Origin of the sequence: Halobacillus litoralis (genome assembly GCF_020524025.1) — a bacterium.
Lineage (GTDB): Bacteria > Bacillota > Bacilli > Bacillales > Halobacillaceae > Halobacillus > Halobacillus litoralis_D.
The window spans coordinates 1,085,390-1,109,537 of sequence record NZ_JAIVKN010000001.1; the positions used below are offsets into that span (position 1 = coordinate 1,085,390).

At 41.1% G+C, this 24,148-nt stretch carries 30 protein-coding genes and 1 riboswitch; of the genes, 5 read left to right on the forward strand and 25 right to left on the reverse strand.

Translation table 11 applies throughout. The annotated features are described in order from the left end of the window. Position 1 precedes the first annotated feature (1 nt). Positions 2-769 (reverse strand): metallophosphoesterase, encoded by a 768-nt coding sequence (locus LC036_RS05730; protein ID WP_226579418.1) that lies wholly within the window; start codon positions 767-769, stop codon positions 2-4. A 108-nt stretch (positions 770-877) separates the two neighbouring features. Next, positions 878-1,516: an HPP family protein gene (locus LC036_RS05735; RefSeq protein ID WP_226579421.1), complete on the reverse strand. Its 639-nt coding sequence runs from the start codon at positions 1,514-1,516 to the stop codon at positions 878-880. Between the two features lie 130 nt (positions 1,517-1,646). On the opposite strand from LC036_RS05735, the gene LC036_RS05740 reads away from it, so the two are divergent. The 3 genes from LC036_RS05740 to LC036_RS05750 are packed head-to-tail and all read left to right on the forward strand — an operon-like array spanning position 1,647 to position 2,735. After that, positions 1,647-1,868 (forward strand): spore coat associated protein CotJA, encoded by a 222-nt coding sequence (locus LC036_RS05740; RefSeq protein WP_226579423.1) that lies wholly within the window; start codon positions 1,647-1,649, stop codon positions 1,866-1,868. Beyond that, positions 1,865-2,134 (forward strand): spore coat protein CotJB, encoded by a 270-nt coding sequence (locus tag LC036_RS05745; RefSeq protein ID WP_226579425.1) that lies wholly within the window; start codon positions 1,865-1,867, stop codon positions 2,132-2,134. Before LC036_RS05740 ends, LC036_RS05745 begins: the two co-directional genes overlap by 4 nt. Before the next feature lie 31 nt (positions 2,135-2,165). After that, positions 2,166-2,735 carry a manganese catalase family protein gene (locus tag LC036_RS05750; RefSeq protein WP_226579427.1) on the forward strand — a complete coding sequence of 190 codons (570 nt, stop codon included), beginning with the start codon at positions 2,166-2,168 and terminating at the stop codon, positions 2,733-2,735. A 4-nt stretch (positions 2,736-2,739) separates the two neighbouring features. Here LC036_RS05750 and LC036_RS05755 read toward each other — a convergent pair whose 3' ends face one another. Genes LC036_RS05755 through LC036_RS05770 form a run of 4 tightly spaced genes read right to left on the reverse strand, consistent with a single transcriptional unit; the run spans position 2,740 to position 6,206 of the window. Continuing rightward, the gene (locus LC036_RS05755) at positions 2,740-3,048 is read right to left on the reverse strand and encodes a hypothetical protein (protein WP_226579429.1); all 309 of its coding nucleotides are present in this window, start codon (positions 3,046-3,048) and stop codon (positions 2,740-2,742) included. Beyond that, a complete protein-coding gene (locus LC036_RS05760) occupies positions 3,045-3,635 on the reverse strand; it encodes a CPBP family intramembrane glutamic endopeptidase (RefSeq protein WP_226579431.1) in 591 nt (196 codons plus the stop codon). Before LC036_RS05760 ends, LC036_RS05755 begins: the two co-directional genes overlap by 4 nt. Continuing rightward, complete coding sequence (locus tag LC036_RS05765) at positions 3,604-5,145, reverse strand: RecQ family ATP-dependent DNA helicase (RefSeq protein WP_226579433.1); 1,542 nt, start codon at positions 5,143-5,145, stop codon at positions 3,604-3,606. The genes LC036_RS05760 and LC036_RS05765 overlap by 32 nt, the downstream gene beginning before the upstream one ends. Then, positions 5,142-6,206, reverse strand: a complete 1,065-nt coding sequence (locus tag LC036_RS05770) for a helix-turn-helix domain-containing protein (protein WP_226579435.1) — start codon at positions 6,204-6,206, stop codon at positions 5,142-5,144. The genes LC036_RS05765 and LC036_RS05770 overlap by 4 nt, the downstream gene beginning before the upstream one ends. Before the next feature lie 139 nt (positions 6,207-6,345). On the opposite strand from LC036_RS05770, the gene LC036_RS05775 reads away from it, so the two are divergent. After that, on the forward strand, positions 6,346-6,594 hold the full coding sequence (locus tag LC036_RS05775) for a ferredoxin (protein ID WP_226579438.1): 249 nt from the start codon (positions 6,346-6,348) through the stop codon (positions 6,592-6,594). A 33-nt stretch (positions 6,595-6,627) separates the two neighbouring features. On the opposite strand, the gene LC036_RS05780 is transcribed toward LC036_RS05775, so the two are convergent. The 17 genes from LC036_RS05780 to LC036_RS05860 form a co-directional block, all read right to left on the reverse strand. Next, positions 6,628-7,086: a helix-turn-helix transcriptional regulator gene (locus LC036_RS05780; protein WP_226579441.1), complete on the reverse strand. Its 459-nt coding sequence runs from the start codon at positions 7,084-7,086 to the stop codon at positions 6,628-6,630. A 116-nt stretch (positions 7,087-7,202) separates the two neighbouring features. Further along, complete coding sequence (locus LC036_RS05785; RefSeq protein ID WP_226579444.1) at positions 7,203-8,372, reverse strand: hypothetical protein; 1,170 nt, start codon at positions 8,370-8,372, stop codon at positions 7,203-7,205. Continuing rightward, positions 8,353-8,901, reverse strand: a complete 549-nt coding sequence (locus LC036_RS05790) for an RNA polymerase sigma factor SigX (protein ID WP_226579446.1) — start codon at positions 8,899-8,901, stop codon at positions 8,353-8,355. The genes LC036_RS05785 and LC036_RS05790 overlap by 20 nt, the downstream gene beginning before the upstream one ends. 183 nt (positions 8,902-9,084) lie before the next feature. After that, positions 9,085-9,915 carry an alpha/beta fold hydrolase gene (locus LC036_RS05795; RefSeq protein ID WP_226579449.1) on the reverse strand — a complete coding sequence of 277 codons (831 nt, stop codon included), beginning with the start codon at positions 9,913-9,915 and terminating at the stop codon, positions 9,085-9,087. 387 nt (positions 9,916-10,302) lie between these two features. Further along, positions 10,303-10,815, reverse strand: a complete 513-nt coding sequence (locus LC036_RS05800; RefSeq protein WP_226579452.1) for an ECF transporter S component — start codon at positions 10,813-10,815, stop codon at positions 10,303-10,305. Positions 10,816-10,821: 6 nt separating this feature from the next. After that, on the reverse strand, positions 10,822-11,217 hold the full coding sequence (locus tag LC036_RS05805) for a DUF4430 domain-containing protein (RefSeq protein ID WP_226579454.1): 396 nt from the start codon (positions 11,215-11,217) through the stop codon (positions 10,822-10,824). Positions 11,218-11,449: 232 nt separating this feature from the next. Next, positions 11,450-11,631, reverse strand: a riboswitch (cobalamin riboswitch). A gap of 44 nt (positions 11,632-11,675) precedes the next feature. Next, positions 11,676-13,457 (reverse strand): ATP-binding protein, encoded by a 1,782-nt coding sequence (locus LC036_RS05810; protein WP_226579457.1) that lies wholly within the window; start codon positions 13,455-13,457, stop codon positions 11,676-11,678. Next, positions 13,457-14,173: a response regulator transcription factor gene (locus tag LC036_RS05815; RefSeq protein ID WP_226579461.1), complete on the reverse strand. Its 717-nt coding sequence runs from the start codon at positions 14,171-14,173 to the stop codon at positions 13,457-13,459. Before LC036_RS05815 ends, LC036_RS05810 begins: the two co-directional genes overlap by 1 nt. Positions 14,174-14,255: 82 nt before the next feature. Next, positions 14,256-15,443 carry a c-type cytochrome biogenesis protein CcsB gene (gene ccsB / locus LC036_RS05820; protein WP_319004430.1) on the reverse strand — a complete coding sequence of 396 codons (1,188 nt, stop codon included), beginning with the start codon at positions 15,441-15,443 and terminating at the stop codon, positions 14,256-14,258. A 16-nt stretch (positions 15,444-15,459) separates the two neighbouring features. Continuing rightward, a complete protein-coding gene (locus tag LC036_RS05825; RefSeq protein WP_226579464.1) occupies positions 15,460-17,094 on the reverse strand; it encodes a cytochrome c biogenesis protein ResB in 1,635 nt (544 codons plus the stop codon). 28 nt (positions 17,095-17,122) lie between these two features. Continuing rightward, a complete protein-coding gene (resA, locus tag LC036_RS05830; protein ID WP_226579467.1) occupies positions 17,123-17,674 on the reverse strand; it encodes a thiol-disulfide oxidoreductase ResA in 552 nt (183 codons plus the stop codon). A 53-nt stretch (positions 17,675-17,727) separates the two neighbouring features. Further along, positions 17,728-18,465, reverse strand: a complete 738-nt coding sequence (locus LC036_RS05835) for a pseudouridine synthase (protein ID WP_226579470.1) — start codon at positions 18,463-18,465, stop codon at positions 17,728-17,730. Positions 18,466-18,603: 138 nt separating this feature from the next. Next, entirely contained in the window at positions 18,604-19,119 is a 516-nt protein-coding gene (locus tag LC036_RS05840; protein WP_226579473.1) for a spore maturation protein, read from the reverse strand. After that, positions 19,116-19,706, reverse strand: coding sequence for a nucleoside recognition domain-containing protein (locus LC036_RS05845; protein WP_226579476.1), 591 nt, complete (start codon positions 19,704-19,706; stop codon positions 19,116-19,118). The genes LC036_RS05840 and LC036_RS05845 overlap by 4 nt, the downstream gene beginning before the upstream one ends. Continuing rightward, entirely contained in the window at positions 19,694-20,782 is a 1,089-nt protein-coding gene (locus LC036_RS05850; protein WP_226579479.1) for a D-alanyl-D-alanine carboxypeptidase family protein, read from the reverse strand. The genes LC036_RS05845 and LC036_RS05850 overlap by 13 nt, the downstream gene beginning before the upstream one ends. A 247-nt stretch (positions 20,783-21,029) precedes the next feature. Beyond that, positions 21,030-21,623, reverse strand: a complete 594-nt coding sequence (gene scpB, locus LC036_RS05855) for an SMC-Scp complex subunit ScpB (RefSeq protein ID WP_226579482.1) — start codon at positions 21,621-21,623, stop codon at positions 21,030-21,032. Next, the gene (locus tag LC036_RS05860; RefSeq protein ID WP_226579485.1) at positions 21,614-22,369 is read right to left on the reverse strand and encodes a segregation/condensation protein A; all 756 of its coding nucleotides are present in this window, start codon (positions 22,367-22,369) and stop codon (positions 21,614-21,616) included. The genes scpB and LC036_RS05860 overlap by 10 nt, the downstream gene beginning before the upstream one ends. Before the next feature lie 138 nt (positions 22,370-22,507). On the opposite strand from LC036_RS05860, the gene LC036_RS05865 reads away from it, so the two are divergent. Next, the gene (locus tag LC036_RS05865) at positions 22,508-22,972 is read left to right on the forward strand and encodes a DUF309 domain-containing protein (protein WP_226579488.1); all 465 of its coding nucleotides are present in this window, start codon (positions 22,508-22,510) and stop codon (positions 22,970-22,972) included. A gap of 57 nt (positions 22,973-23,029) precedes the next feature. Here the strand turns inward: LC036_RS05865 and LC036_RS05870 are convergent, their stop codons facing one another. Next, positions 23,030-23,395: a GNAT family N-acetyltransferase gene (locus tag LC036_RS05870; protein ID WP_226579491.1), complete on the reverse strand. Its 366-nt coding sequence runs from the start codon at positions 23,393-23,395 to the stop codon at positions 23,030-23,032. Positions 23,396-23,680: 285 nt separating this feature from the next. Continuing rightward, positions 23,681-24,142 (reverse strand): M50 family metallopeptidase, encoded by a 462-nt coding sequence (locus LC036_RS18615; RefSeq protein ID WP_413229840.1) that lies wholly within the window; start codon positions 24,140-24,142, stop codon positions 23,681-23,683. Positions 24,143-24,148: the final 6 nt, after the last annotated feature.

A 24,148-nucleotide genomic window follows, 5' to 3' on the forward strand; every position in this document is an offset into this window, starting at 1 on the left:
TTTATGATTCGAGCGGGAGGATTTGAATCCAATGACATTCAGCTTTCGTCCCCAAACGAAGAGGGATCAGCGATGTTCCATATCCTTCACTTATCAGCAAAGCTTGTTTATTGTACTGTGACCAGCCCCCACGTTCGTACGGACCCAGTCCAAACAGCCTTATCTGTCCCCCATGAGTGTGGCCGCTCAACACTAATTCAGAGCGGTTTTTATTTGCGGGATTCATTTGCTTAAATACATAAGGGTCATGAACACAAAGAATCCGAAACCCTTCATCCTCCATTAAAGATGAAGAGCGCCGTTGTTTTAGAAAATAGGGATCCAGCCCGGTAAGGACAAACTCTATACCATGGTCCAGCTTAACTTTTTCATCTTCATTAGAAAGGGTTCTAACTTGATACTGATTCAAAACGTTAACGAGATCCTTGCTTTGAAGTTCATGATCGTTATTGCCAGGAATAAAGTAAACCGGGACACTCCATTGAGTTAAGCGTTTAAGGTTTTTCTCCAAACGCTCCATAGAAGTCCGCTTATCAACCAGGTCTCCACCGATAATGACTACATCTACTTGCTTTAGTTTTCTAAGTGTACTTGTAGCAATTTCACGATTATGTACATCGGATATGAAAAAAATATGCAAAGATTCTCCTCTGTCTAACTTTGGACTTTCAAGGACTTGTTCCTCGAGTTGATCATTATGAGCTCTATAATACATATATCCTAAAAGAAAACATCCTGCCAGGAATAAAATTAAAAAAACTGCCGTCATTTTCCCCCTCCTCCAACTCAAACGAAATACTTATATAATTTACATGAAAGGTCATTTTAGCATATTTAGGAAAGAAATCGCTATGCTGAAGTCAGCATAGCGATTATCTTACACTTTTTTCACACTCAAAATTCGAAATCCGTTTTTCTCAAGTTTCTTTGTAAGTGATTCAATGTTGTCTTTTTCTTCAATTTTCATGACAATCCTTCTAGCTAACTTATCCGTTTCATCAAATGTGGCTAAAGAAATGACATTCCCGTGGTAACTTTTGATAATGTCACCCAGGCGCTCAATCCTTCCAGCAGATTCTTCGGAAGTAAAGGCGATTCTAATCCCTTGTTTACGCACGCCGAAAGCACTCTCAAACTGTTCAATCACATCGAATCGTGTCACAAGCCCCTGGAAAACAAGCCGTTTATCTACAACGGCCAGGACAGAAAATCCTTTAAACATGGGCAAGGTCCGCTCGAAAACTTCCTCGTCATGTATATAGAAATTTTCATGTTCAACAATTTCACCGGCTGTTGCCTCTTTCAAAAAGGAGGATTTCGTAATTTCATCCGCCTTATTATAGAAAGAACGGAAAATGATTTCTTTTGAAACCATACCTTTAAACACATTACCTTCTAAAACCGGTACAGCCTCTATGTCATTTTCATCTAATATACCCAAAACTTCTTCAAGGGAAGTAGAGATCTTGACAGTGAAAGACTTATGGGCCGGCTTCATAATACCTTTTACAAACATACACTCACCTCATTCCAATCATTTGCACTCTCTTTATCTGTTCGTGACCCTCCCGCTATTCTCCTTCTTCCAACTGAATAGGACAAGTTTCCTTCACATATAAATTTTGAAGAAAAGGATGTGATGAGCTTTGTACACACCCATTAAATGTTACCAACCCTACCACGGACCTTATGACCCATGCCCACCACGGACAATAGCCTGTTACCAGACGCCGCCAAATTTATATTTAGGTTTCCAGCCGCAGAACCTCGCGCAGTACCCCCTTCAGGAAGCCCTTTATAAGGGGACTCTCTGGCCATGTTTGTATGATCCTTATCCAACACCTTTACCGAAAGGAGGAAAAGAATGAAGCAGGGTGGCAATGTCAATCAAGAGCGTCATTCCTTCATGGAGAAAATTCAAATGGTTGATTTCGCTTTAGTCGATTTAACTTTGTATTTGGATACACACCCTCAGGATACACAGGCCATTCAGCAATTCAATCAGCTTGCAGTCGAAAGCAGGGATTTAAAAACCGCTTATGAACAAAAATATGGCCCATTGAGGCAGTACGGAGGCAGTTTTTCCGGGTACCCGTGGAGCTGGGGAGACGCTCCGTGGCCCTGGCAGATGTAACGGATTAATCAGATGAATTAGGAGGGCTTCCATGTGGTATTATGAAAAAAAATTGCAGTATCCAGTGAAAGTAACGGAGTGCAATCCAAGGCTTGCTAAATACTTGATTGAACAATACGGTGGGGCAGATGGTGAATTATCTGCTGCTCTCCGTTACTTAAATCAGCGCTACACCATTCCAGATAAAGTGATTGGACTCCTGACCGATATCGGTACAGAAGAGTTCGCTCACCTCGAGATGATTGCAACGATGATTTATAAATTGACGAAAGATGCTACACCAGAACAAATGATTGCAGCTGGGCTTGATGCCCATTATGCGAATCACGACCATGCTCTATATTATTCAAATGCTGCAGGGGCCCCTTGGACAGCAAGCTATATAGCAGCTAAAGGAGACCCCATCGCTGACTTATATGAAGATATTGCGGCCGAGGAAAAAGCACGGGCCACCTACCAATGGATCATTAACATGTCCGATGACCCATGTCTTAATGACAGCCTCAAATTTTTACGTGAACGGGAAATCATTCATTCTCAGCGGTTTAGAGAAGCGGTTGAAATCTTGAAGTTCGAAAAAGATCGCAAGCAGTTCTTTTAATCTATCAGCGCTCTACCGTTATTTTTTGATGGTAGGGTGTTTGATCTTCTATTACATTTGAATTGAAAACGGACGACCCAAACCATTCATCCCAGTATTGATAGGAGAGAATGACAGCAATCAATACAATAAAAATAATGAACAGGAGACGAATCCAGAAGTTACTTACCCTTCCGTTGTTTTTTTTAGAACCCTGCTGATGAACCTTCTTTCTTGGAGGGAGATTTAAAACATCGAAATTGTCATCATCAGGATTCTCCTTTTCATCATGCGGATTTTTCAGTTCTTCTTTGTCTTTAAAGCCTTGGCTCATTTAAATTCCCCATTTCCAAATCGGATATACAAAGCTAAAATCACATCAATAATAAAATGCGCGGTAATGGTGACAATCAGACTTTCTGTCAATTCAAACATATAGCCGATAAAAAAACTGACAAATAAAACAGATACAAATAATACAAGTCTCGTTAAATACCGAATGTGCATGACAGCAAATAGAACACTTGCTGCTATATAGCCAAATTCAGTATGCAGGACTCCTCTAAAAAGCATTTCTTCGCTGAGAGCTACGAGAAGAACCACACCAAAAATGCTTGGGATGGAGCGATTACGGAAGACCTTATCATTAATTCCTCCATCATCGTAAAAACGCTCAGGTAAAAAATACATAAGTGAAAAATCAATGAAGAGTACTATTAATCCCGGCAGTACCCCATAAACGAGCCACTCTTGACCATTCAAAGTCAGCTGCTGGCTCCAATCATTCCAAAAGGAATCAAAGAGAAGGGCACTTCCGATGACAGCCAAGCAGAGGATGACTAATTGTGTCAAAACTAGTTGTACAGTCACTTGCTGATCGCTTAATTCTTTAATCAATTCTGCTTGAGTCTTTCGGCTCATACGAGTCCTCCTGTTGAAATATCAATTGAAGTCTTTCTTTCCATGTGGAAGCATCTATCTGATTTGGTTTCTCCTCGTTGAAGGAAAGATCATTCACCTTGAAATCGCAAGCATCACAGCATGGAACATAAGGTTCACGAATCATTTCCTGAAAAGGCTGGTAGAGCTTTTTTCTTCTACAGCCGGTGTGATGAATCCACTGTAACATTTCTGTCAGTTTCCCTTGTTTATATAACCATCTTTCTTCTAGTAGTCGATTCATTTTTTCCTGAAGAAAATCAGGAATAAATCGAAGCTCTTGTCCAACAAGTACGCTTGATTCCTCAAGTTGATATTTAATAAAGTTCCACTGCGACTCCGATAGCTGCAAATCTTCCATTACTGTTTCATCCTCAGGGAGTGCGCCTCCCTGCTTGAATTGAAGGTAAGAGAAAATGCGACCTAGATCTTGTTGTTCAGGCAGTTCACTTTGTATGAGCATCTGCGGAAGGTGGTGATCACGATTTGTGAATAAGACAAGACTCGCTGATGCTTTCCCGTCTCTCCCCGCCCGACCAATTTCTTGAATAAAAGATTCCAACTGCGATGGAAGATGGAAATGTATAATCAGGCGGATGTTTCTTTTATCCACACCCATACCAAAGGCACTCGTGCAGCAAATGACATCTAATTGATTGTTCATAAATTGCTGCTGGACAAGCATCCGGTCAGTTTGATCCATTCCCCCATGATAAAAGGCGACTTCATGATTAAGATTTTCTTTTAATTCTATACTTGCTCTTTCTGCCCATTGCCGGCTCGAGAAATAGATCATTGTAGGTGCATGATTTTCTTTTAGTACGTTTATAATGCGGTTGATTTTATCTTCTGGTGTATGACATTCCTCAACCGCCAGACTAATGTTTTGTTTATCCATTGGATAAATGCGCCGATTCATGTCCGGACGTTTTAACTTCTCCATAATATCTTTTTGTACATCCGGAGTCGCGGTTGCACTCAAGGCTAATACTGTAGGTTGACCGAGCACTTCAATCGTTTGATGAAGTTTAAGGTAATCCGTTCGGAATTCATGCCCCCACTGAGATATGCAGTGGGCTTCATCAATAACAAAAAGTTTCACACTCATCTGGCGGAGCTTGTTTTGCAACCAATCATTTTGGAGCATTTCAGGAGAGATATAAATAAGGGAGTAACGATTGAGATTTTTAACAACTCTTGTTCTTTCCTCACGTTCCATAAAGCTGTTTAAAGCCGTTACTGATTTATAACCGGATGCTTTTAATTGTTTTACTTGGTCAATCATTAAGGATATCAACGGAGAAACTACAATTGTTGTCCCCCCTAAAAGTATGGCTGGCAGCTGATAGCATAAAGACTTCCCTGTCCCTGTAGGAAGAATTCCAAGCACATCTTTTCCGCTCATGACATCTTTAATAATGCTTTCCTGTCCTTCTCTGAAATCACTAAAACCAAAATGATCTTTTAAGGACTGTTTTAAGTCATTGATCACGATGAACCGTTCCTTTCTTTTTCCTGCGCTTGTCCACTTGCTAAAGCGAGCCGCAGCTCGAAATAGTCATATCTTCCTTCAAAAGCCTGATGAATCTGCTTCAGACGTTTTGTATCCAGGGATTGAGCCATTTGGTTGATCTCTTCGACTTGTGACCTTTGTAAAAAACCATCGATGTTAAACTGCGGAACGATTAGAGCTGCCTCAACGATATGGTCCTGGATGGTACTTTTTTTCAGGCGTCGGATGGTAATAATCTCTTCCATACTTAACCCTTGTTGTATATAATGATACGTTCTCCTTGCAGATTGTGTAATTAAATAAGCGGGGTCTAATCCTCTCGTACATAAATGAAGAACGGGAAAATCGCCCGGCTTTTCTTTTGCTTGCTGGAAGAAGAAATAATACGTATGAGCCAGGCTTATATAGACATCTTCTTGACTGAGCTCGTATTTATCCTTCAACTGATCAAGCGTCATACCAATGACTCCTCCTCCTGTAAGACGATGACTAAACAATTCGGCTTCAATTTCAATATGTTCACTTAACAAACTATCGATTTCCTTATAAAGAGAGTCCGAAAGTTTTTCCATTTTAGAGTGGAATTTCGTAAAGACCGTTTTCACCCATCTCTGAGAAAGAGTATCTTCTACAATAGGAACATATGATGTCCTACCCACTTTCCAGTTAGCAGCCGTTTGAATAAGCAGATTCAACCTCTGAATGAAAGAGGGGATCACTTCATGCCACGTCATACCCTTAAAATGAGCCAGGAAAGAAACTGGATAAGCATCCAATTGCTCCTTCCCTTTTGCAGAAAGATGAGGAAAATCTTGATGCTGCAGAAAAATCAGACCTTCCTGAAGATAAAAAGTCACCCAGCGGTCTAAATGCTCTCGTTTTAATTCAGGAAAAATCCCAAAATAAGAGTCCAGCTCGTATCCTTTTGCATCCTGCATAGTCTGGGAGGATCGTTTGCCTGTCAATAAGTTATATATACCAGAGATTGTCCGTTCTCCTTTTAATCGCTCTACACACGTAAGTACTAAACAAGTAAACATCTTCCTGCCTCCTTTCTATGCTCCGCGAATATATTCAAGTTGAAAAGTCTCCACCTGCGTTTTACAATAAACGTTGTACCTACAACCTCGTATCGTTACAAATAGAGATATTGAACTCTACCTGAAGGAGGTCGATCTTGTGGCTAAATACACAATTGTAGATAAGGAAACCTGCATTGCCTGTGGTGCATGCGGTGCAGCTGCTCCTGACATATATGACTATGACGATGAAGGAATCGCTTATGTAGTGTTAGATGAAAATGATGGAACAGAAGAGGTTCCAGAGCTGTATGAGGAAGACATGGAGGACGCTTATGAGGGTTGTCCGACAGATTCTATTAAAATTGCAGATGCTCCTTTCAATGGGAATCCGCTGAAATATGAATAATTTAAGTCCCCTCTCTTATCCGGAGGGGCTTTTTTACTTCCCTCGTTTCACCAGGCTTTCAAAACGAATTTCTGCTTCCAAACGATCTAGAGTGGAAAAAATTCGATAGTTTTCCTCGTTAATAATTCTGTAGTGTTGACTAATCATATTCTGCTGAAGAGTAAAGGCCCCACCCTCAGCAATGGACTGCCACCATACCTTCCCTCCCATTGTTTTCTTACCAGGGGGATCGATCTGATGATGCGCTACTGTTTCCATGATTTCTAAAGGAGCATCACCCAGGACACCCTTAATAATTTCGCTTTCTTGAAAAAGTGCACAAACAGCTACAACTGTTGTCCAGCCGGCAGTCGTCCTTTGTTTTTCAATTTGTACCAACGTTTTCTTTGATAAACCCAATATATCCGCCATACGGTCCTGCGTATATCCGTATTCCACACGAATCAATTTTATTTTTTCTGACATCCAGCTTCTTAACTGTTCTTTATCCATTCGTTGATCGTCCCCTTTGCTACATTCTCTCATTTTAACATGAGAAGCAAAGGTCTTCCCATTGAAAAGAAAGAATCCTCTCTTCAAAGTAAAGGAAGAGAGGAAGGTCAACGAGTTTAAATGGGATTTACTTTTTCTGGGACTTGGATCGGCTGGTCAAGATCATAAAAAGAAAACGACTGAACTTGAATCCCTTCAAATTTAACTTCCTTGTAACCGAATTGATGAGCGGTTGCCATAATTGCTTCCATCATGGTCAGTACCTGCTGTTCACTTGCCCATGCTTGATGTTCTACTTGAATGCTGACTTCTTCGCTGGACGTTTCAACTGTAGCTAACTGTACATGCCCGGGTACCGGTGAAGTGATGAATTTTTCATTACCTCGGGTTTTCATCATTTGAAGAGCCTCTCTAAAGGACGTTTCATCTGGTACCTGAACAGGGGCAAGGAATTTATGCGAGGATCCTTCAAATTGGTATAATTTAAATATATACTCTCCTTTTTCAATGGGAGAGAGCTCTTTCACTTCTCCATAATTCCCTAGTGGTACGGCTCGACCTGATGATGTTTCAAGCTGTATGGTTTTTATATTTTCACCTTCCAGTTCCCAGCGGATACTATCTATGACCATTTGGGAATAAGAAGACCCACTCACTTTGAATTGATCGGGAAAAATAACCTTTGCCCGTCCCTGTTCAATATCAATGGTTAAGTCTTCTGTAATCCGTTCTGACAATCCGAGAGATCCAGCAGGAACACGATCAGAGAGAGAGGATGTTTGTGTCAAAGGTACCACTGTTTCTCCGTTCATTCCAGGATAAGCATATGTTTTCCCTTCCCCATTTCCTGCCAGCAGGGAGTTCACTTCTACACTGTCCTCTGAGGTATTCGAGTCGTTGGAATGCGTATCTGTTGAAGAATGTTCTTGTGTTTGATTCGAGTTCTTTTCTAATGGATGATTCTTATCTGTTTTATCCTGCTCCGGCAGCTTCTCCGCTCCTTTACTTTCCTCAAGTGAAGAGTCAGACTTTGAGTGGGAGCCCTCAGATGAATCCTCCATAGTTACAGGATTCATCTGGTTAATGAACGTAGGAATGAATACAGTAAGCAGGAGGATGACGGTAAGGGTTGCGAGACTTGGAAACAACCAAGGTGGAAACTTCCTTTCAGGGATATTAACGCGTGCACGAACCGATAGATATAACTTTTCTTTCGATTGATGGTCCTTTAGAGACGGGAGTTGTCTTAATCGTTTTTCGACATCGTTATTTTTTTGTTTCTTCATGATTACCGCTCCCCTCCTCTTGATTCTCCATCAGTGCTTTAATGGTTCTTATGGCTCTATGTTGAGTCGTTTTCACTTTGCTCTCACTCCAGCCCGTAACTTCTGCTGTTTCCTTAATTGTGAGCTCTTGTATGTAACGAAGGACGAGGACGCTGCGCTGGTTTACAGAGCAATGATCTAACGCATCGTAAACTTGTTGGATTTCTTCATTCTGAACAATTAATTCTTCAGGTACTGGATGCTGATCTTTCAGCTCATCCCCTTTATCATGCCAATCAAAGAATCCCAAGATTCTGTTTCTTTTTCTCTTCTGCTTCCTGAAGTAATCGAAAATCACATGACGAGCAATTGAAAACAACCATGTCTTCTCTGTACTTTTTCCGCTGAATGAGTCATAGGATTTTAAGACTTTCACATAAACATCCTGAACAAGATCTTCAGCGAGACTCCGGTCTTTCACCATGTACATAATAAACTGGAAAAGATCCTGGTGATAGTTTTCATAAAATTCATCGAAGAATTGTTTCAATAGCCGTACCTCCTGAGTCACCTGAATAGTCGTTTTATGTATGTAAAAGTTACACTTCTAATCTTAATATGTGAAAAATGAGAAAGAAATCTGTAATTTAATTGAAAGAAAAAAAGTTGAATACAAATGATGGAGGACACGATTACCTAAAGCCATCAAGCGTATTCAACGAACTAAAAAAGATTATGACTGTGCATCAGCGGTATAAGCTTTTTCCTCTAAATCTGGCAGAAGCACTTGACCTTTTGATTGAATAAACTCTAATGAACACTCATTAAATGCCTGTGGTTTATCTAAGTTCACTACGTGGCCGCTGCCAGGAACGATTAATAAAGCTGCGAGATTTAGATTACCAATATCTTTCTTAAGACGTTTTTTGAACATATGGTCTTCTTCACCGGTAATATAGAGTTTGGGTACCAATGAGGCTTTTTCATTTACACGTTTGAACGTAGTTTCTACGCTTGGAAAGATGTCATACCAGCCTAGAAACTCCCCTCTCCCCATCTGAGAGGCCTCACTGATGAAAGCACTTCTAGATTCTTTGTGATTACTCTTCGGCATGAGGATATGCGCAAAAAGGGAATAAATCCATAAATGAGGCATGAGGTTCTTAATCCAACCACCTAAAGTAAACAAAGTTCTAGACAGTGGAGTAAAGCCTGTAATTGCTCCGCCCAGCACTGCCGTTTCCACTCGTTGTGGTGCAATCGTTAAAATGTTATTAATTAGTACAGATCCCAGTGATATCCCGACAAAGTGGGCTTTTTTTATATTTAATTTATCCAGTATCTCTATAATATCTTTGGCAGCACAGTCAAAAGAGAACCCTTCCATATAACTATATACGCTGGGGGATTTTTTGTGGCCGGGTAAATTCACTGCAATGATATTATAATCTTTTCTAAACGCTTTCACTTGAGGGAAGAAAATATTTGAGCTCCCTCCAATCCCATGAAGGAGAATTACATATTCTTTCGCCTGGTCTTTACCTAAAACTTTATAATCTAACAAATACAATCTTCTCCTTACTGATGTTATATATCCTTACTCATTAAAACACACTTTTATTAAAATCCACAAAAAAGGGTAGGCTTAATCAAATAGAAACGTTTTGTCAACAGAGTTTAAGTTCACCTAAGAATTTCATCTTACCTTCAGCCCGGATAAGGACAGAGGTTTATCCATCGTAACATTAAATGGAGAGAACGCGGAATTTTCATTTCATAGCATACTAAATAATCCCGGATTCTTACGGAACGGCAGAAAGCCTATTTATAGAAATTCTTTTAAATACAAACCTTTACTAGAAATAGAGGATTAAAAAGATGAGGCATTGTTACTCTACCATTAAAAGTTTAAAGATGACAAACCCAAAAAAAGCTACCCGTTTATGGGCAGCTAAGAAATGTTCGTAATGGCATTTCTTTTATTATAGCGTTGAAATAGAGCACCTAAGATTGGCGACAGTATTAAGATAAAAGCAGTATTGGAAATCGCATGGTTGATATCCATCGGTAAACCTGCCAGATAGTAAGGCCAGAAAGGCTGACCGACAGCTCTCATGGTAAGAGAAAGAATGAAACCGAAAAACAGTCCACTAAAGAAACCATACCCGGATAAGAGCCAAGCAGGAGTGTTCGGCCATAGTTTCCCTATCCATCCTGCCGTTACACCAATTATGGACCAGGCTGCAATCTGCCAGACGGTCCAAACACCCATCCCAAGCAGCATATTGGAAACGAATGTTGTCAGGAAGGCAATAATAATTCCTGCAAGCGGTCCCAGCCAGAAACCGGCTATGATGATAATTGCTGTCACCGGCTGTACGTTAGGAACGGTCGAGAGAGCCATGCGGCCTGCCACAGCGAGGGATGCCAGCATAGCAATCAAGGTCAATTTATATGTTTTCATTCTTTATCATTCCCAGGAATGGTAATCAAATAGAATGTCGTCTCCTTCTTTTACCTCATATTCATTTGCTCCTACCGTTGCTTCTTCACCATTAACGGTATACATCCAGGCCATTTTTTCTTCCTGATTGCCTGCCACTCCTTCAATACTGTTAATAAAACCATCTGTCTGCTCAACTTCAAAATTCTCTTCCATCAATTCCATCAGGGTTGTTCCTTCTTCAACGGTAAATTGTTCGTCCGCCAGAACTTCTTCACCATTTTTCTTAGATAGTTCAACTTGAACCGTTACTTCCTTCACTTCTTCTTGCGAAGTGTTCGACATCTCTTCCTGAGCACCACATCCTGCCAGCACTCCTGCTGTTATAACAGCAGCTAGTAAAAACGAATACCATTTACCCATTCCTCATCTCTCCCCATCTCTTTTTTGTTTCTTTGCTTACAATAGAAAAGAGACGAAACAACCAAAGAGGCATATGTAAAAGAATAAATGTGCAAGGGGTGACCCTTTTTTTAAACCCGGCCCATAAAAAAAGCTTGTCCATAGTATAGGACAAGCTTAAGACAAACCGTATAGGTTAAAAACACGTTCTTTTTCAGACCAATCGGTTGTCTCAAATGCTCAATCCCCGAAGCTTTGAAACGTTGGATCAGGCAGGTCTACTGACTTGTGTGTCATCCTATTCAGGACCCTTCCCATGCGGAAAGCACAGTGGAATTTCCCTTTCGTCTACACTTACAGTTGCGAGGACAGTTCTGGTCTTTCACCAGATTCCCTATTAAGTCTTTATCAGACACCTGAATCCTCTTCGTATGAAGTTCCATAATTAAGATTACATGAACTCTCCTGCATTAGCAACACTAATTTTCAGCATTCATATCTGGAATCTTAAGAGTGAAGGTCGTTCCTTCATTAATTTTACTGTGAACACTAATGCTTCCTTCATGTGCTTCCACTATATTCTTAGCTATGGCAAGTCCTAAACCAGTTCCTTTTTTATAGTTTTTGCTTTCCCGTTTCCTGGATTTATCCGCTTTGTAAAACCGCTCAAATACAAAAGGAAGGTCTTCCTCAGCTATTCCAAGCCCTGAGTCATGAACAGAGGCGACCCATTCACCCCTGCCGGCATCTACTGTCACAAGCACCTCGCCTCCACTCTCGGAATGACGTATAGCATTATCAATTAAGTTTGTAAATACCTGTTCAATTCTGTCAGGATCAAAATGAAGTGTTTTTAGATTTTGATTGATACTATAGGTCAAAACCACCCCTTTTTCATTGGCAATGCCGTGAAACTTACGGATGATTTTGTGCATATATGTCTCCATATCAATTGGTTCGATGGAAAGCTGAATATGCCCAGCCTCCATTCTCGCCAGGTCTAAAAGTTCATTTACAAGGCGGCCAATGCGCAAGGATTCATCATGAATAATCTGCGCCAGCTCGTTTTTCTCTTCTTTACTCTCGGCAATATCATCAACTATAGCCTCACTATACCCCTGCAGCATTGAAATAGGAGTGCGCAGTTCATGAGAAACATTAGCAATAAAATCTTTACGTAATTTGTTCAGGCGCCTTTCTTCTGTCATATCTCTCAAAACAGCTACAGCCCCCCGGACCTTTTGACGATCATACAGTGGTGTCATGATAATGACCCAGGACCTTCCCTGCAGGGTTACTTCTGTCATTGATTCATTTTCTTCTGATATGACACTCCTGAACAATTCCTGCAAAGGTTCTGGAAGGGCGTCTTCCTTATTCCAAACTCCATGATTTTTCTCGAATTCATACGCTTCCAGATATTGCTGAGCTGGCGGGTTGGATACGAGAACATCCCCTTGTCTATTTATGGTAATGACACCGTCAGCCATAGATCGGAGAATTCCTGAGAGCTGTTCTTTTTCCTGGTTTAGAGCATTGATATGAAACTTCAATTCTCGTCCCATCCGGTTAAAGGCCATCGCGAGCTCACCAATTTCATCATGAGTACGAATGGGTATTTTTGTATTAAACTCACCCTTGGCCAGTTCCAAAGCTCCTTCTCTCATCTTTATTAAAGGAGCTGTAATCCTTGTAGAGAGGAAAAAAGCAAAAATGGTTGTTAAAACAATGGCAATACCTGCTCCAAGGAAGATAATCTTTGTTGTCTGCTCTGAGGTTTCTTCAATAGTATCAAGCGATTGATAAACAAACACAGCCCCTTTATTATCTGAAAGGGGGGTTCCCACGACCATTACACCAGTTTCACTTGATTCAAGAGAAGCTACTTTTTTCACATCTACCCCCTCTTCCAGGACAGCAGAGAGCTCAGGGTCCTTATCAAACCATTGAGCATCCATTTTTGGAAGATTTTCAGAATTACTTTCGGATATTAGCACTTGATCCGGTCCCCATGTAATGACCGCTCTGCTTTCAGGGTCTTTCACCATTGCTGTAGTGGATAGCAGAAGGTCTTGATCTCCTTCAAAACGGTCCACAACTTCAGAAATTTTATCAGCCGTCTGAAGCAAATGTTTCTCCGCTTCCAACACATGATAATTCTGAAAAAATTCCAGCAGCAATATGGTTAAGATGAACAACACAAAGCAAACGAGGAAGAGAATGGTAAACCAAAGTTTACCGACTACACTACGCCAAAACATCAGTCACCAGTGACCTCAAACTTATACCCAATGCCCCATACGGTGACAATCATGCCAGCGGCTTCAGCGGATACTTTACTAAGCTTTTCACGTAGTCTTTTTACATGGGTGTCGACTGTTCGTAAATCGCCAAAAAACTCATACTGCCACACTTCTTTTAGTAAACGTTCTCTGTCGAAAACTTTATCTGGTGATTGAGCCATATAGTGAAGAAGCTCATATTCCTTTGGTGTTAGAGCAATTTCTTCTCCGTCCGCTGTCACACGGTGTGCATCGTTATCAATAGTCATGTGTGGAAAAACAAGGACATTTCTTGCTGAAGTCTCCGTTTCTAAGAATTTCGTAGAAGAAGACCTTCTCAAGAGCGCCTTCACTCTTAAAACAACCTCTCGTGGGCTGAAAGGTTTTACAATATAATCATCTGTTCCGACCTCGAAGCCCTGCACTCTGTTGGCCTCTTCCCCCTTGGCTGTGAGCATAATGACAGGTGTTGCCTTCTTTTCACGAAGTTCTTTACACACTTCTATTCCATCTTTACCTGGAAGCATCAAATCAAGAAGTATAATGTCATAGTCGTTTTGTACGGCTTTTCTTAACGCTTCCTCCCCATCTTCCGCTTCATCAATCATATAATTTTCTCTCTCCAGGTACATTCGGATAAGGCGACGTATACGCTCTTCATCATCGACAACTAATACTTTTGCTTCTCTATCCATTATTCAACCTCCATCAGGCAGTAATCATATTTTCATTATAGAAAGGGCAGGCCGAGTGTGCAGCCCGCCTGCCTTTTTAGATTTACGCATAAGAATGCAAACCAGAAATAATTAAATTTACGGCAATTAAGTTAAACATGATGATTCCGAACCCTCCGACAGCAAGCCAAGCAGATTTCATACCCTGCCAGCCCCGTGATAACCGAAGGTGAAGGTAGGCGGCATAGAAAAAGAAAGTAATCAGAGCCCATACCTCTTTTGGATCCCATCCCCAAAAGCGGTCCCAGGCCTGCTGTGCCCATATCATTGCAAAGATAAGGGCACCGAGAGTAAATACAGGGAAGCCAATGGCTACAGCCCTGTAGGATACTTCATCTACAAGTTCTGGATTAACTTTCTTTAATAAAGGCTGAATGATAGCCGCAATCCGTTTTTTGAAAATTAAGCGGGCGCTCCAGTAAAGGACTAATCCACCCAATACCGCCCATAAGAAGGTATTCAGTTTCTTAGCTGCATCCTCCCCGCGCATCCATTGCGGTGCTTCAAATAAAGGTCCCGTCGCCCCTTCAGTCAATACCCGGCCTTCACTTGGACCTGCAATAGCCGGCATTTCATACGTAATTTCAGCAGGTTGTCCTTCTACAGGTGCCTCAAAAACGGTTTCATAATTCATCGCGCTGAACACTGAAGAAAGCACGATAAATGCAATAGTTACGGCAATGATGTAAAGAACAAACTCAAGCCAGAAAGTATGCTTTGAACGTTTGGTTTGATCAATCTGTCGTATAAGAAAAATCAATCCAGCCACAAAACTGATAGATAAAATTCCCTGTCCGAGCGATGCCGTCGTTACATGGATATATAACCAATGAGACTGCAAAGAAGGAACTAACGGGGAAATCTCAGTTGGAAACATACTCGCAAAAGCAATCAGCAATAAAGCGATTGGCAGTGCGAATAGACCAAGAAGATCCACCCTGTATATGAAGTATAGAATGATGAATGCAAACACAAGCATCATACCGAAGAATGTTGTGTATTCAAAAAGATTACTGACAGGAGCATGTCCGCTTGCCACCCATCTTGTAAAAAAATAACCGAGCTGGGTCAGAAAACCGACTATTGTTATTGTAATTCCGATATTGCCAGCAACTTTGCTTTTTCCTTTTTTCTTATCACGAATCGTACCTCCGAAGAAAAACGTCGCCAATAAATAGGTGAAAAAGGAAACATAAAGTAAATTGCCACTGATGTTTGTCAAATCTCCCATACTCAACCTCCTGACTCTAAGATTTCATTTCATATTGATCTTTAGGCGCTTCAATATTGGTATCTGCAATCGCCTTTTCAATGTCCATCCGTAAAGCATACCAGTTTTTATTCGTATGGCCGGCAAGCCAAACCCCGTCTTTACGTGGCTGCAGCCAAATACGGCGGTGGTTCCAGTACATCCCTTGAATGACACCGATCATAAAGATTGCGCCTCCAAGAGAAATGATGCCAAGGGTATGATCCTTTTTAACAGTTAAGCCTGTAACATCACGAACGTCAAAACCAGCAAGTCCAAGCTTATATTGATTGTCTCCTCCAGCATCAATATTCGCCCCGATTCCTAGAAAGCTAGTTTCAGGATCGTTTTCTCCAGGTGGATAAAGGTTAAATACGAAGGCAGGATTTTTTGGATATTTTGACACAGAGACGGGCTGACCATCTTCCATTTCATAGTCAGGAAAATAGTTTGCGACTTCTACTCTATATCCTCCGTCTAGTTCATATGTAGATTGAGGATTGGAAAGATCGACGGTGAATTCTCCATAGTTCGTATCTTCATCATCTTTATCATGGATTTTAAAGGTCATTTCTTTAAATTCATTGAGTTGGTAACTTGCCTGATACAGCGCATAATCATCAAATTTCAATGGATTATTCATAGTCGCTGCGCCTTCTTTGAAAACATCAAGTTCTGGCTCTGCCCCTGGAACGCCTGAGTTTGTGCGTTCATAAACAACCGCATCTGTTCTGAAAGTTTTTGGAATGGGACCGCCCTGTTTTTCAATAGCTTCTTTAAATTTCGCATCTTCCGGGTCATCCATATTGTAAGTTTCCAATGTAAAGGCTTTATTTTCGATATAGAATTCGCCTTCTGTTCCTGCAATCAACGCTGTTTCACCTTCACGGACCCAGATGAACTCATCCACATAAAAAGCCGGAATAAAACGGAGTAAAGCACCAAGCAGAAAAATGATTAGCCCAATGTGATTTACATAAGGACCCCAGCGGGCGAAACGATTTTTTTCTGCCAGTATATGACCATCCTGCTCATAAACTTTGAAGCGTCTCTTCTTCAGGTTTTCTTTGAAACGGTCTGCATCAATGTTCTCAGCTACCGTTTGGCCATAGATGCGCTGTTTTTTCATGAAAAGTTCATGCCGCTTCGGCTTTTGCTTTTTCAACGTTTTATAAAGTGGGAAGAACCGATCAATACTGGCAATTACAATGGAAATCCCAATCATTGCGATTAACAGCATGTACCACCAGGAACTAAACAGGTCATGAAAACCAAGCTGGTAATAAATTTGACCCGGGATTCCATACTGGTCACGGTAATGAGTGGCAGGATCGACATTTCCCGGAATGAATACTTCCTGAGGGAAGATGGTACCGATGGCGGAAGCAATAAGTGTAATAAAGATAAGCCAGACACCGACTTTTACTGAGGAAAAGAAATTCCATACTTTATCAACAGCTGTCCGGTTATAGGTTTGTGATCGGCGTGCACTACCATCATAACGCATATTAAGAAGTTCTTTTTGGTCATTGCCATCGATATGCTGGTTTTCTTCCACCGGTTTACCACATGATTCACAAAGGACCGTTCCCTCAGGGTTTACATGTCCACACTCACAGGTAATCTCGTTCATAATAAAACCTCACAATTTTAAGTAGACTCTATTCTTCGGGTGAGATACTTTGCAAGTGACCTTCTAATTTATCAAGTGTGAGAGGGCCGATGACTTGCTCTTCGATATCACCTTCCGGGTTGATGAATAAGGTAGAAGGAATAGGACCAATGTTGTAAAGATCCATAACTTCCCCATTTTTATCTTGAAGGATCGGGAAAGACAGGTCATATTCATGAATGAAATTTTCCACAACTAACTCCGTAGAGTCTAAATTAACAGCTAAAATTTCAACGCCTTTTTCCTTATATTTCGGGTACAGTTTTTCCATATAAGGCATTTCGTCTTTACAAGGTCCACAATACGTGGCCCAAAAGTTCAGCATGATGCCTTTCCCTTTTAAGTCACTTAACTGAATAGTCTTATCAGTAGTGAATTCCTTCAATTGAAAATCAGGTGCTTGTTCTCCTTTGGCAACGACTGTCTGTTCCTCTTTGCCATTAGCGATAAGAGCGAAAGCTGCAAGTCCCACCATGAACACGAGCATAAGGGAACGAAAAACCAGTCGTTTTTTCTTCTTTTGTAGCGTTTTTTCCTTCATATTAGTCACTCCCAAACCATTATAACATCGAATGGAATGTAAAAATTTGAACGTTATTCAACACTTTTCTCTGCCAGTTGACGAAGCTGTTTGACTTCTATAGGTTTAAGCGGACGATAATCTCCTGCATTTAAACCTTTCAAATCAAGGGAGCCGTACCTTTCGCGCTTCAATTTATCCAGGGGAAACCCAAGAGCTTCGAACATTCGGCGGACTTGACGGTTCTTTCCTTCATGTAATATGACTTGCACAATAGCCGTATTCTTCTTTGAATCCGTTGACATGACTTTGGAGTGAACAGCCTTGAGATATTCTCCATCTATATTCATTCCTTTTTTCATCTGCTTCATGTGATCACTTGAAGGAATGCCTTTTGTTTTAGCCACATACACTTTATCCACTTCATGACTTGGGTGCATCAGTTTGTTTGCGAATTCCCCATCATTTGTCAGGAGCATTAAACCGGATGTATCATAGTCGAGGCGACCGACTGGAAAAATACGTTCCTTCACTTCAGGAAGAAAATCGGTAACGACTTTCCGTCCCTTGTCATCGCTTACACTTGAAATCACGCCTCGCGGTTTATAAAGCAGATAGTATACAGGTTCCTCTTTATCAATCGGAACACCTTCTACTTCTACGTCGTCGTTGCCGCCTACTTTTGTACCAAGTTCCGTAACAACTTTTCCATTTACGGTAACCTTACCGTCTGTAATTAATTTTTCTGCTTTTCTACGTGATGCAACACCTGCGTGGGCGATCACCTTTTGTAGTCTTTCTTTATCTGTCATTCGACCGTCACCAACTTTCTTAGTACTTTCATTTTATTTCATTACATAACAGGAAGCCACGCTTTAAGACTGGCGCGGCTTGTCATTTCATTTACATTATACACATTCTTGTAAGATTTGAACAAAAAAATCATCCTATTAACCAAATAGGATGATAACAATAATGATTGATGCTATTATACCAACGATATCAGCCAGCAGTCCAACTTTTAATGCATCACCCATTCGTTTAATTCCGACAGCCCCAAAATAGACAGTGATAATATATAGGGTTGTGTCTGTACTTCCCTGCATGACAGAGGCCAGTGTACCAATGAAAGAGTCCGGCCCGAACGTCCGGATCAGCTCTGTTGTCATACTGAGAGCGGCAGTTCCGGAAATAGGCCGTACCAAAGCAAGGGGAAGGATTTCGGCCGGTACTCCAATTACAGACAAAAAAGGTTCCAATCCTTTTGTAATAGCTCCCATCGCACCTGAAGCCTGAAAAATAGCAATTGAGACCATCATACCCAGTAAAAATGGCAGAAGAGACAAGGCAATAGTCAGCCCTTCTTTACTTCCATCAACAAATACCTCATAAGCCGGGATTTTTTTAATAGTTGCCGTAACCAAAACAGTTAATATAATTGCAGGTATCAACCATATGCTGATCATAGCCGCAACGCTCTTTTCCTCCGATAATAAAAGTAGCGATCAATTAATAGTGCAGCACAAGTCGAAATCATTGTCGCTACAATGGTAGCCCCAACAATCGCTGTTGGATCTGTTGATTCATATTTCAATCGAATGGCAATTACGGTAGTAGGGACGATGGTGAGAGAAGAAGTGTTAATCGCCAGCAAAGTAATCATGGAGCGGCTCGCTTTATCTGATCCAGAAAGATTTTTTAACTCTTTCATAGCTTTTAAACCCATAGGAGTAGCCGCATTACCGAGACCAAACACATTGGCTGTCATATTGGATAAAATGTATCCCATAGCGGGATGTCCGTCAGGGATATCAGGGAAAATTTTCTTCACTACTGGCCGAAACAGCCTGGACAAGCCCGCAAGAAGGCCTGCTTCCTCAGCAATCTTCATGAGTCCAAGCCAAAAGACAAGGACTCCTGCCAGACTTATGGTGATCATAATCGCCTCATCCAGTGTTGAAAAAATGGCCTTATTCACCTCTTCCATTGTTCCATTAATGCCAGCATAAACAATGCCGATGACAGCAAGCAGCGCCCATATTAAGTTGACCAAGGCGCCACCCCCATCATTCGATTTAAAAAGGCTTTTAATTCAGATAAAAACGATTGGGAAGGGCGTTCATTCCAGACTGGAGCTTCCAGAAGGGCCTCTTCTCCTATTTTATACTGAGCCACTCCTGCAAGATTTGAGGTGTTCTTATCATAACGGTAAAAAACAGCATGAAGATCCTCTTTTTCAGCTATCGTTAACGGATAGTAGAGGTCTCTTGGGAAATAGTACGCCTGCCCATCTGCCTCTACTACGCCTTCATTATGAAGTTTGACAGTTTCAAAGTTTTTAAATCCCCACTCAAACAAAGCTTTATGATCGTTCCAGTCATCCGGTGCATTTAAAGTGACCACAATGAGTTCCATACCATCCTTTTGCGCACTTGTAACAAGTGTACGCCCTGCGGCCTTCGTATAACCTGTCTTTCCTCCGTTCGTCGGTTCATAGTACTGAGTCAGCATTTTGTTTTTATTCATCCAGGCGTAGTCACGGTTCTCAGACCGGTACAACTCACTGCCCGTTACTTCACGAAACACATCATTCTTCATAGAGTACGCCATTAACAAACCCAGATCATAAGCGCTGGAGATATGTGTTTCTCCATCCAATCCGTGCGGATTCTCAAAGTGACTGGCATTCATACCAAGCCAGGAAGCTTTTTCGTTCATTAGTTGAACAAACCCTTCCACACTGCCTCCCACATGCTCAGCTATAGCAACAGCAGCATCATTTCCTGAACGGAGCATCAGCCCATAAACAAGGTCTTTTAAAGGGATTTTTTCTTTTTCAGTTAAGTAAATGGAGGACCCTTCCGTATATACGGCTCTTTTGCTCACTTTCACTTCTTCCTCCATCATGCCGGACTCTATCGCAATAATAGCTGTCATAATTTTTGTCGTGCTTGCAATCAGCGTCGGGTCATAGGCGTTCTTTTCATACAATACACGCCCGGAATCCGCATCCATTAAGACGGCGCGCTCAGCAGAAACTGATATATTAGGATTGGCATGAACCTGATTGTTGATAAAAAGCGGAAGTATTAGAAGTATAGCCACAAATAGACAAAAAGACCTTCTCAAGAGGAGTTCCTCCCATTCTCATCGTTTGCTTCACCTTATGCGGAAAAGTACAAGCTTATGATTCTTTAGGAAGGTGGAACCCCATTTGTCAGATCCCACAGATCACTTTTAGAGTCTCGAAACAAGGGCTTCAAGAATGCCTGGGATGTTTAAAAACTACTCATACAGATCAACATTAATGCTCAATTGAACCAAAAAAACCGAGCAGAGAATATTCCCTGCCCGGTTTCGTCATCCATATCTATTTTCATTCGTCTTCACTCAAGGGATCCTCAGTAAACTTCTCAAAAAAGAGGTCTGCCTCTCCCTCTATATCTTCCGGCTGCTTTAATTCAGAAAGCGGAGGAAGATCCTCGATGGAAGTCAGACCGAAATAGATTAAGAAGTCTTTTGTTGTCCCATATAAAATAGGGCGGCCAATTGCATCCTTGCGGCCCTTTTCTTCAATTAATCCTCTATTAGCAAGCGTTTGAATAGCACGGTCACTTTTCACCCCGCGAAGGTCATCCACTTCGATTCTCGTAATCGGCTGTTGATAGGCGATGATCGCAAGTGTCTCAAGAGCTGCCTGCGACAATCTTGTAGATCCTGGTGACTCAAGCAGACGCCTGTAATACGAGGCATGTTCTGGTTTGGTCGTCAGATGCAGGGTCCCCTGTGAGTCCATAATGGTAAGTCCTCTATGTGATTGTTTATAATCCTCTGCCATCTCATTAAGTAATTGATGGACAGATTTTTTGTCTAACTCCAGCAAGGAAGCCAGTTTATTTTTTGTAATTCCTTCTTCACCCGAAGCAAATAAAAGTCCTTCGGTAATGGCTTTGTATTCTTCTAACTCCATGGTGCATCCTCCATCTTAAACACGATTAATTCATCAAAATGTTGTTGTTGGACACATGAAATTTCATTACTCTTCATCAGTTCCAATAAAGCAATAAAGGTAACAACTATATGCGGCCTTGTACGTTTTTCAAATAATTGATGAAAAGGAGTGCCCCCAGGCTGAACATCAATCTTCTCGAGAATTTCTTCCATTCTCATTTGAATCGGGATTTCGTCGCGTTGTATTTTGGCTTCTTGAGGTTTCTCATTCTTGCTTCTTTTCATCAAGTTACCCATCGCTTGAATCATATCGTAGATGGATGCTTCTCCAGGTCGGACTTCTGTCTTTTCATCTTCCCATCCTTCTGTGTTGAGCGGAGGTCTTGTGTAAATTCGATTGGCATCCAGTTCTTTTTCTTTTAACTGTTCAGCCGCCTGCTTGTATTTGCGATATTCGATAAGTCGCCGCATTAAATCTTCCCGGGGATCATCTTCAAAATCTCCTTCATCCATATCCTCTTCCACATGTGTATGAGGCAGCAGCATTTGAGACTTAATCGCAAGCAGTGTAGCTGCCATCACAAGGTATTCGCTTGCAAGGTCAAGCTCTAACTCCTGCATAGTATGAATGTAATGCATGTATTGATCTGTGATCTGAGAGACAGGAATATCATATATATCAATTTCGTATCGGTTAATTAAATGTAAAAGAAGATCGAGCGGTCCCTCAAAACCATCCACTTTCACTTGGTAGCTTTTTGTCATATCATTCTTCCTTTACGTTCCATACTTCTTTTTCTATTTTACCAGAAAATTGAGGAATCAGATAGAAGAGGTATGACATCCTACTTGTCTACTTCATATCTACTCCTATAGAATAGAAAAAGAATTGGAGGTTCATGTATGTATCCAAAACCTTATATTGAATTTTTAGCCCACTTTCATGGGACAAGGGATTACTTTGAATGTCATGAAGTGCTTGAAGCCCATTGGAAATCCGTCGATCCCAAGAATCGCGCGTCTGTCTGGGTCACTCTCATACAAATAGCTGTAGCGATGTACCATGATAGAAGAGGAAATCAAAAAGGTGCCCTTACCCTGATAAACAGGTGCATAAATCGTGTTCCAGATCTTAAAAATGAAATAGACGAGCTGGGCATTGATTCTGACGTGTTATTCCAACGGTTGGCCGGCATCCGGGAGAGACTGGAAGAAAGAAAACCCTACCGAAGCTGGAACTTCCCAATCGTTAGTCTGGATGTCAGCAAGGAAGCTCAACTTTTGTGTCAGCAATGGCGGGTCGCCTATGGATCTCCCAGCAATCTGGCTGACCAATCCCTCGTCCTTAAACATAAGTACCGTCGCTGATAATTCTTTATGTATTCATAATAAAAGAAGGTGCCTCAAATTGGGCACCTCCTTACATTATAGCTGGGAAGAGGCACTCTCTTCATCGCATTTCTCAATAAAAGATTCTGTAGCTACATCCGCACAAACGTTGTACTGATTTTTATAAAAATTGCGTGTACTTTGAATCATTTTTCTACCGATTCCTAAATTACGATGAGAAGGATTGACCGAAACATGCTGAATAACAGCTCTGTCACTTTCCACACGAACGCCGACAGCCCCAAGAATATCTTCTTCTTTCCATAAGAACAATTGCCAATCAGGATTTCCTTCATATTCCTTTATGATTTCCTGCAGGTTCCTTACATCAGATACTTCAGGCATAAAGGAAAGCAGTCCCATAGCGATTTTTTCAAATGATTTTTTATATCGAATTAACATAATAACCCCTCAATTATGAAAATAACTTTCCTTAGATCATTAGGATCATAGGTTTTAAAGTTGATCTATTCATCCAATTGAAAATTTGTTACTTTCAATCATTGTTTCTCATTTTATAAGAATTGGGTGATTACATTACTATAACGAACCAGTAATACAATCCCCAACCCAGGCTGAACAAAGCTAAAATGGTAAACAGCGTCCAGTTTTTCATTTTCATTACACGTTCCCCCGGTTCAGAGATGGTTTTATACCCCGCTAAACAGAATATAGCAATCCTAGAAATTATTCAACCCTCCGCCGAATAAGTCTCACAGCTTCAATGAACTGATACCCATCTGACCTTTTCCCAAAAAAGGAATAAGGTAGGAGGTTGACCACAGCCAGATACAAGTTAAATAGGAAAAGGAGTTCAACAAGGCGATTTTCATGCACCATAAAACTCATCAAAGAGAGAATAGCTGTAAACCCATTTAGTAAAGGACCACCTAAACTAATCCATATTTTTTCAGATGGTGAAAAGCAAGGGTGCCTTTCATTGATGGAATAGGCCCCCTGAAAAAACAAAGCATAAATATTTATTTCCACGCTGCCTAGTCTTCTTCGAAAAACCAGGCGGCCCCGACCAAGATGGATTATAGATAGTCGCGCTTTAAAAATCAATCCGGGGATGACATGTCCAAACTCATGAATGATTAATGAAAGAGGAGCCACTAAGAAAATCAATAAAAAAACCGTGACAAGCACCTTTTT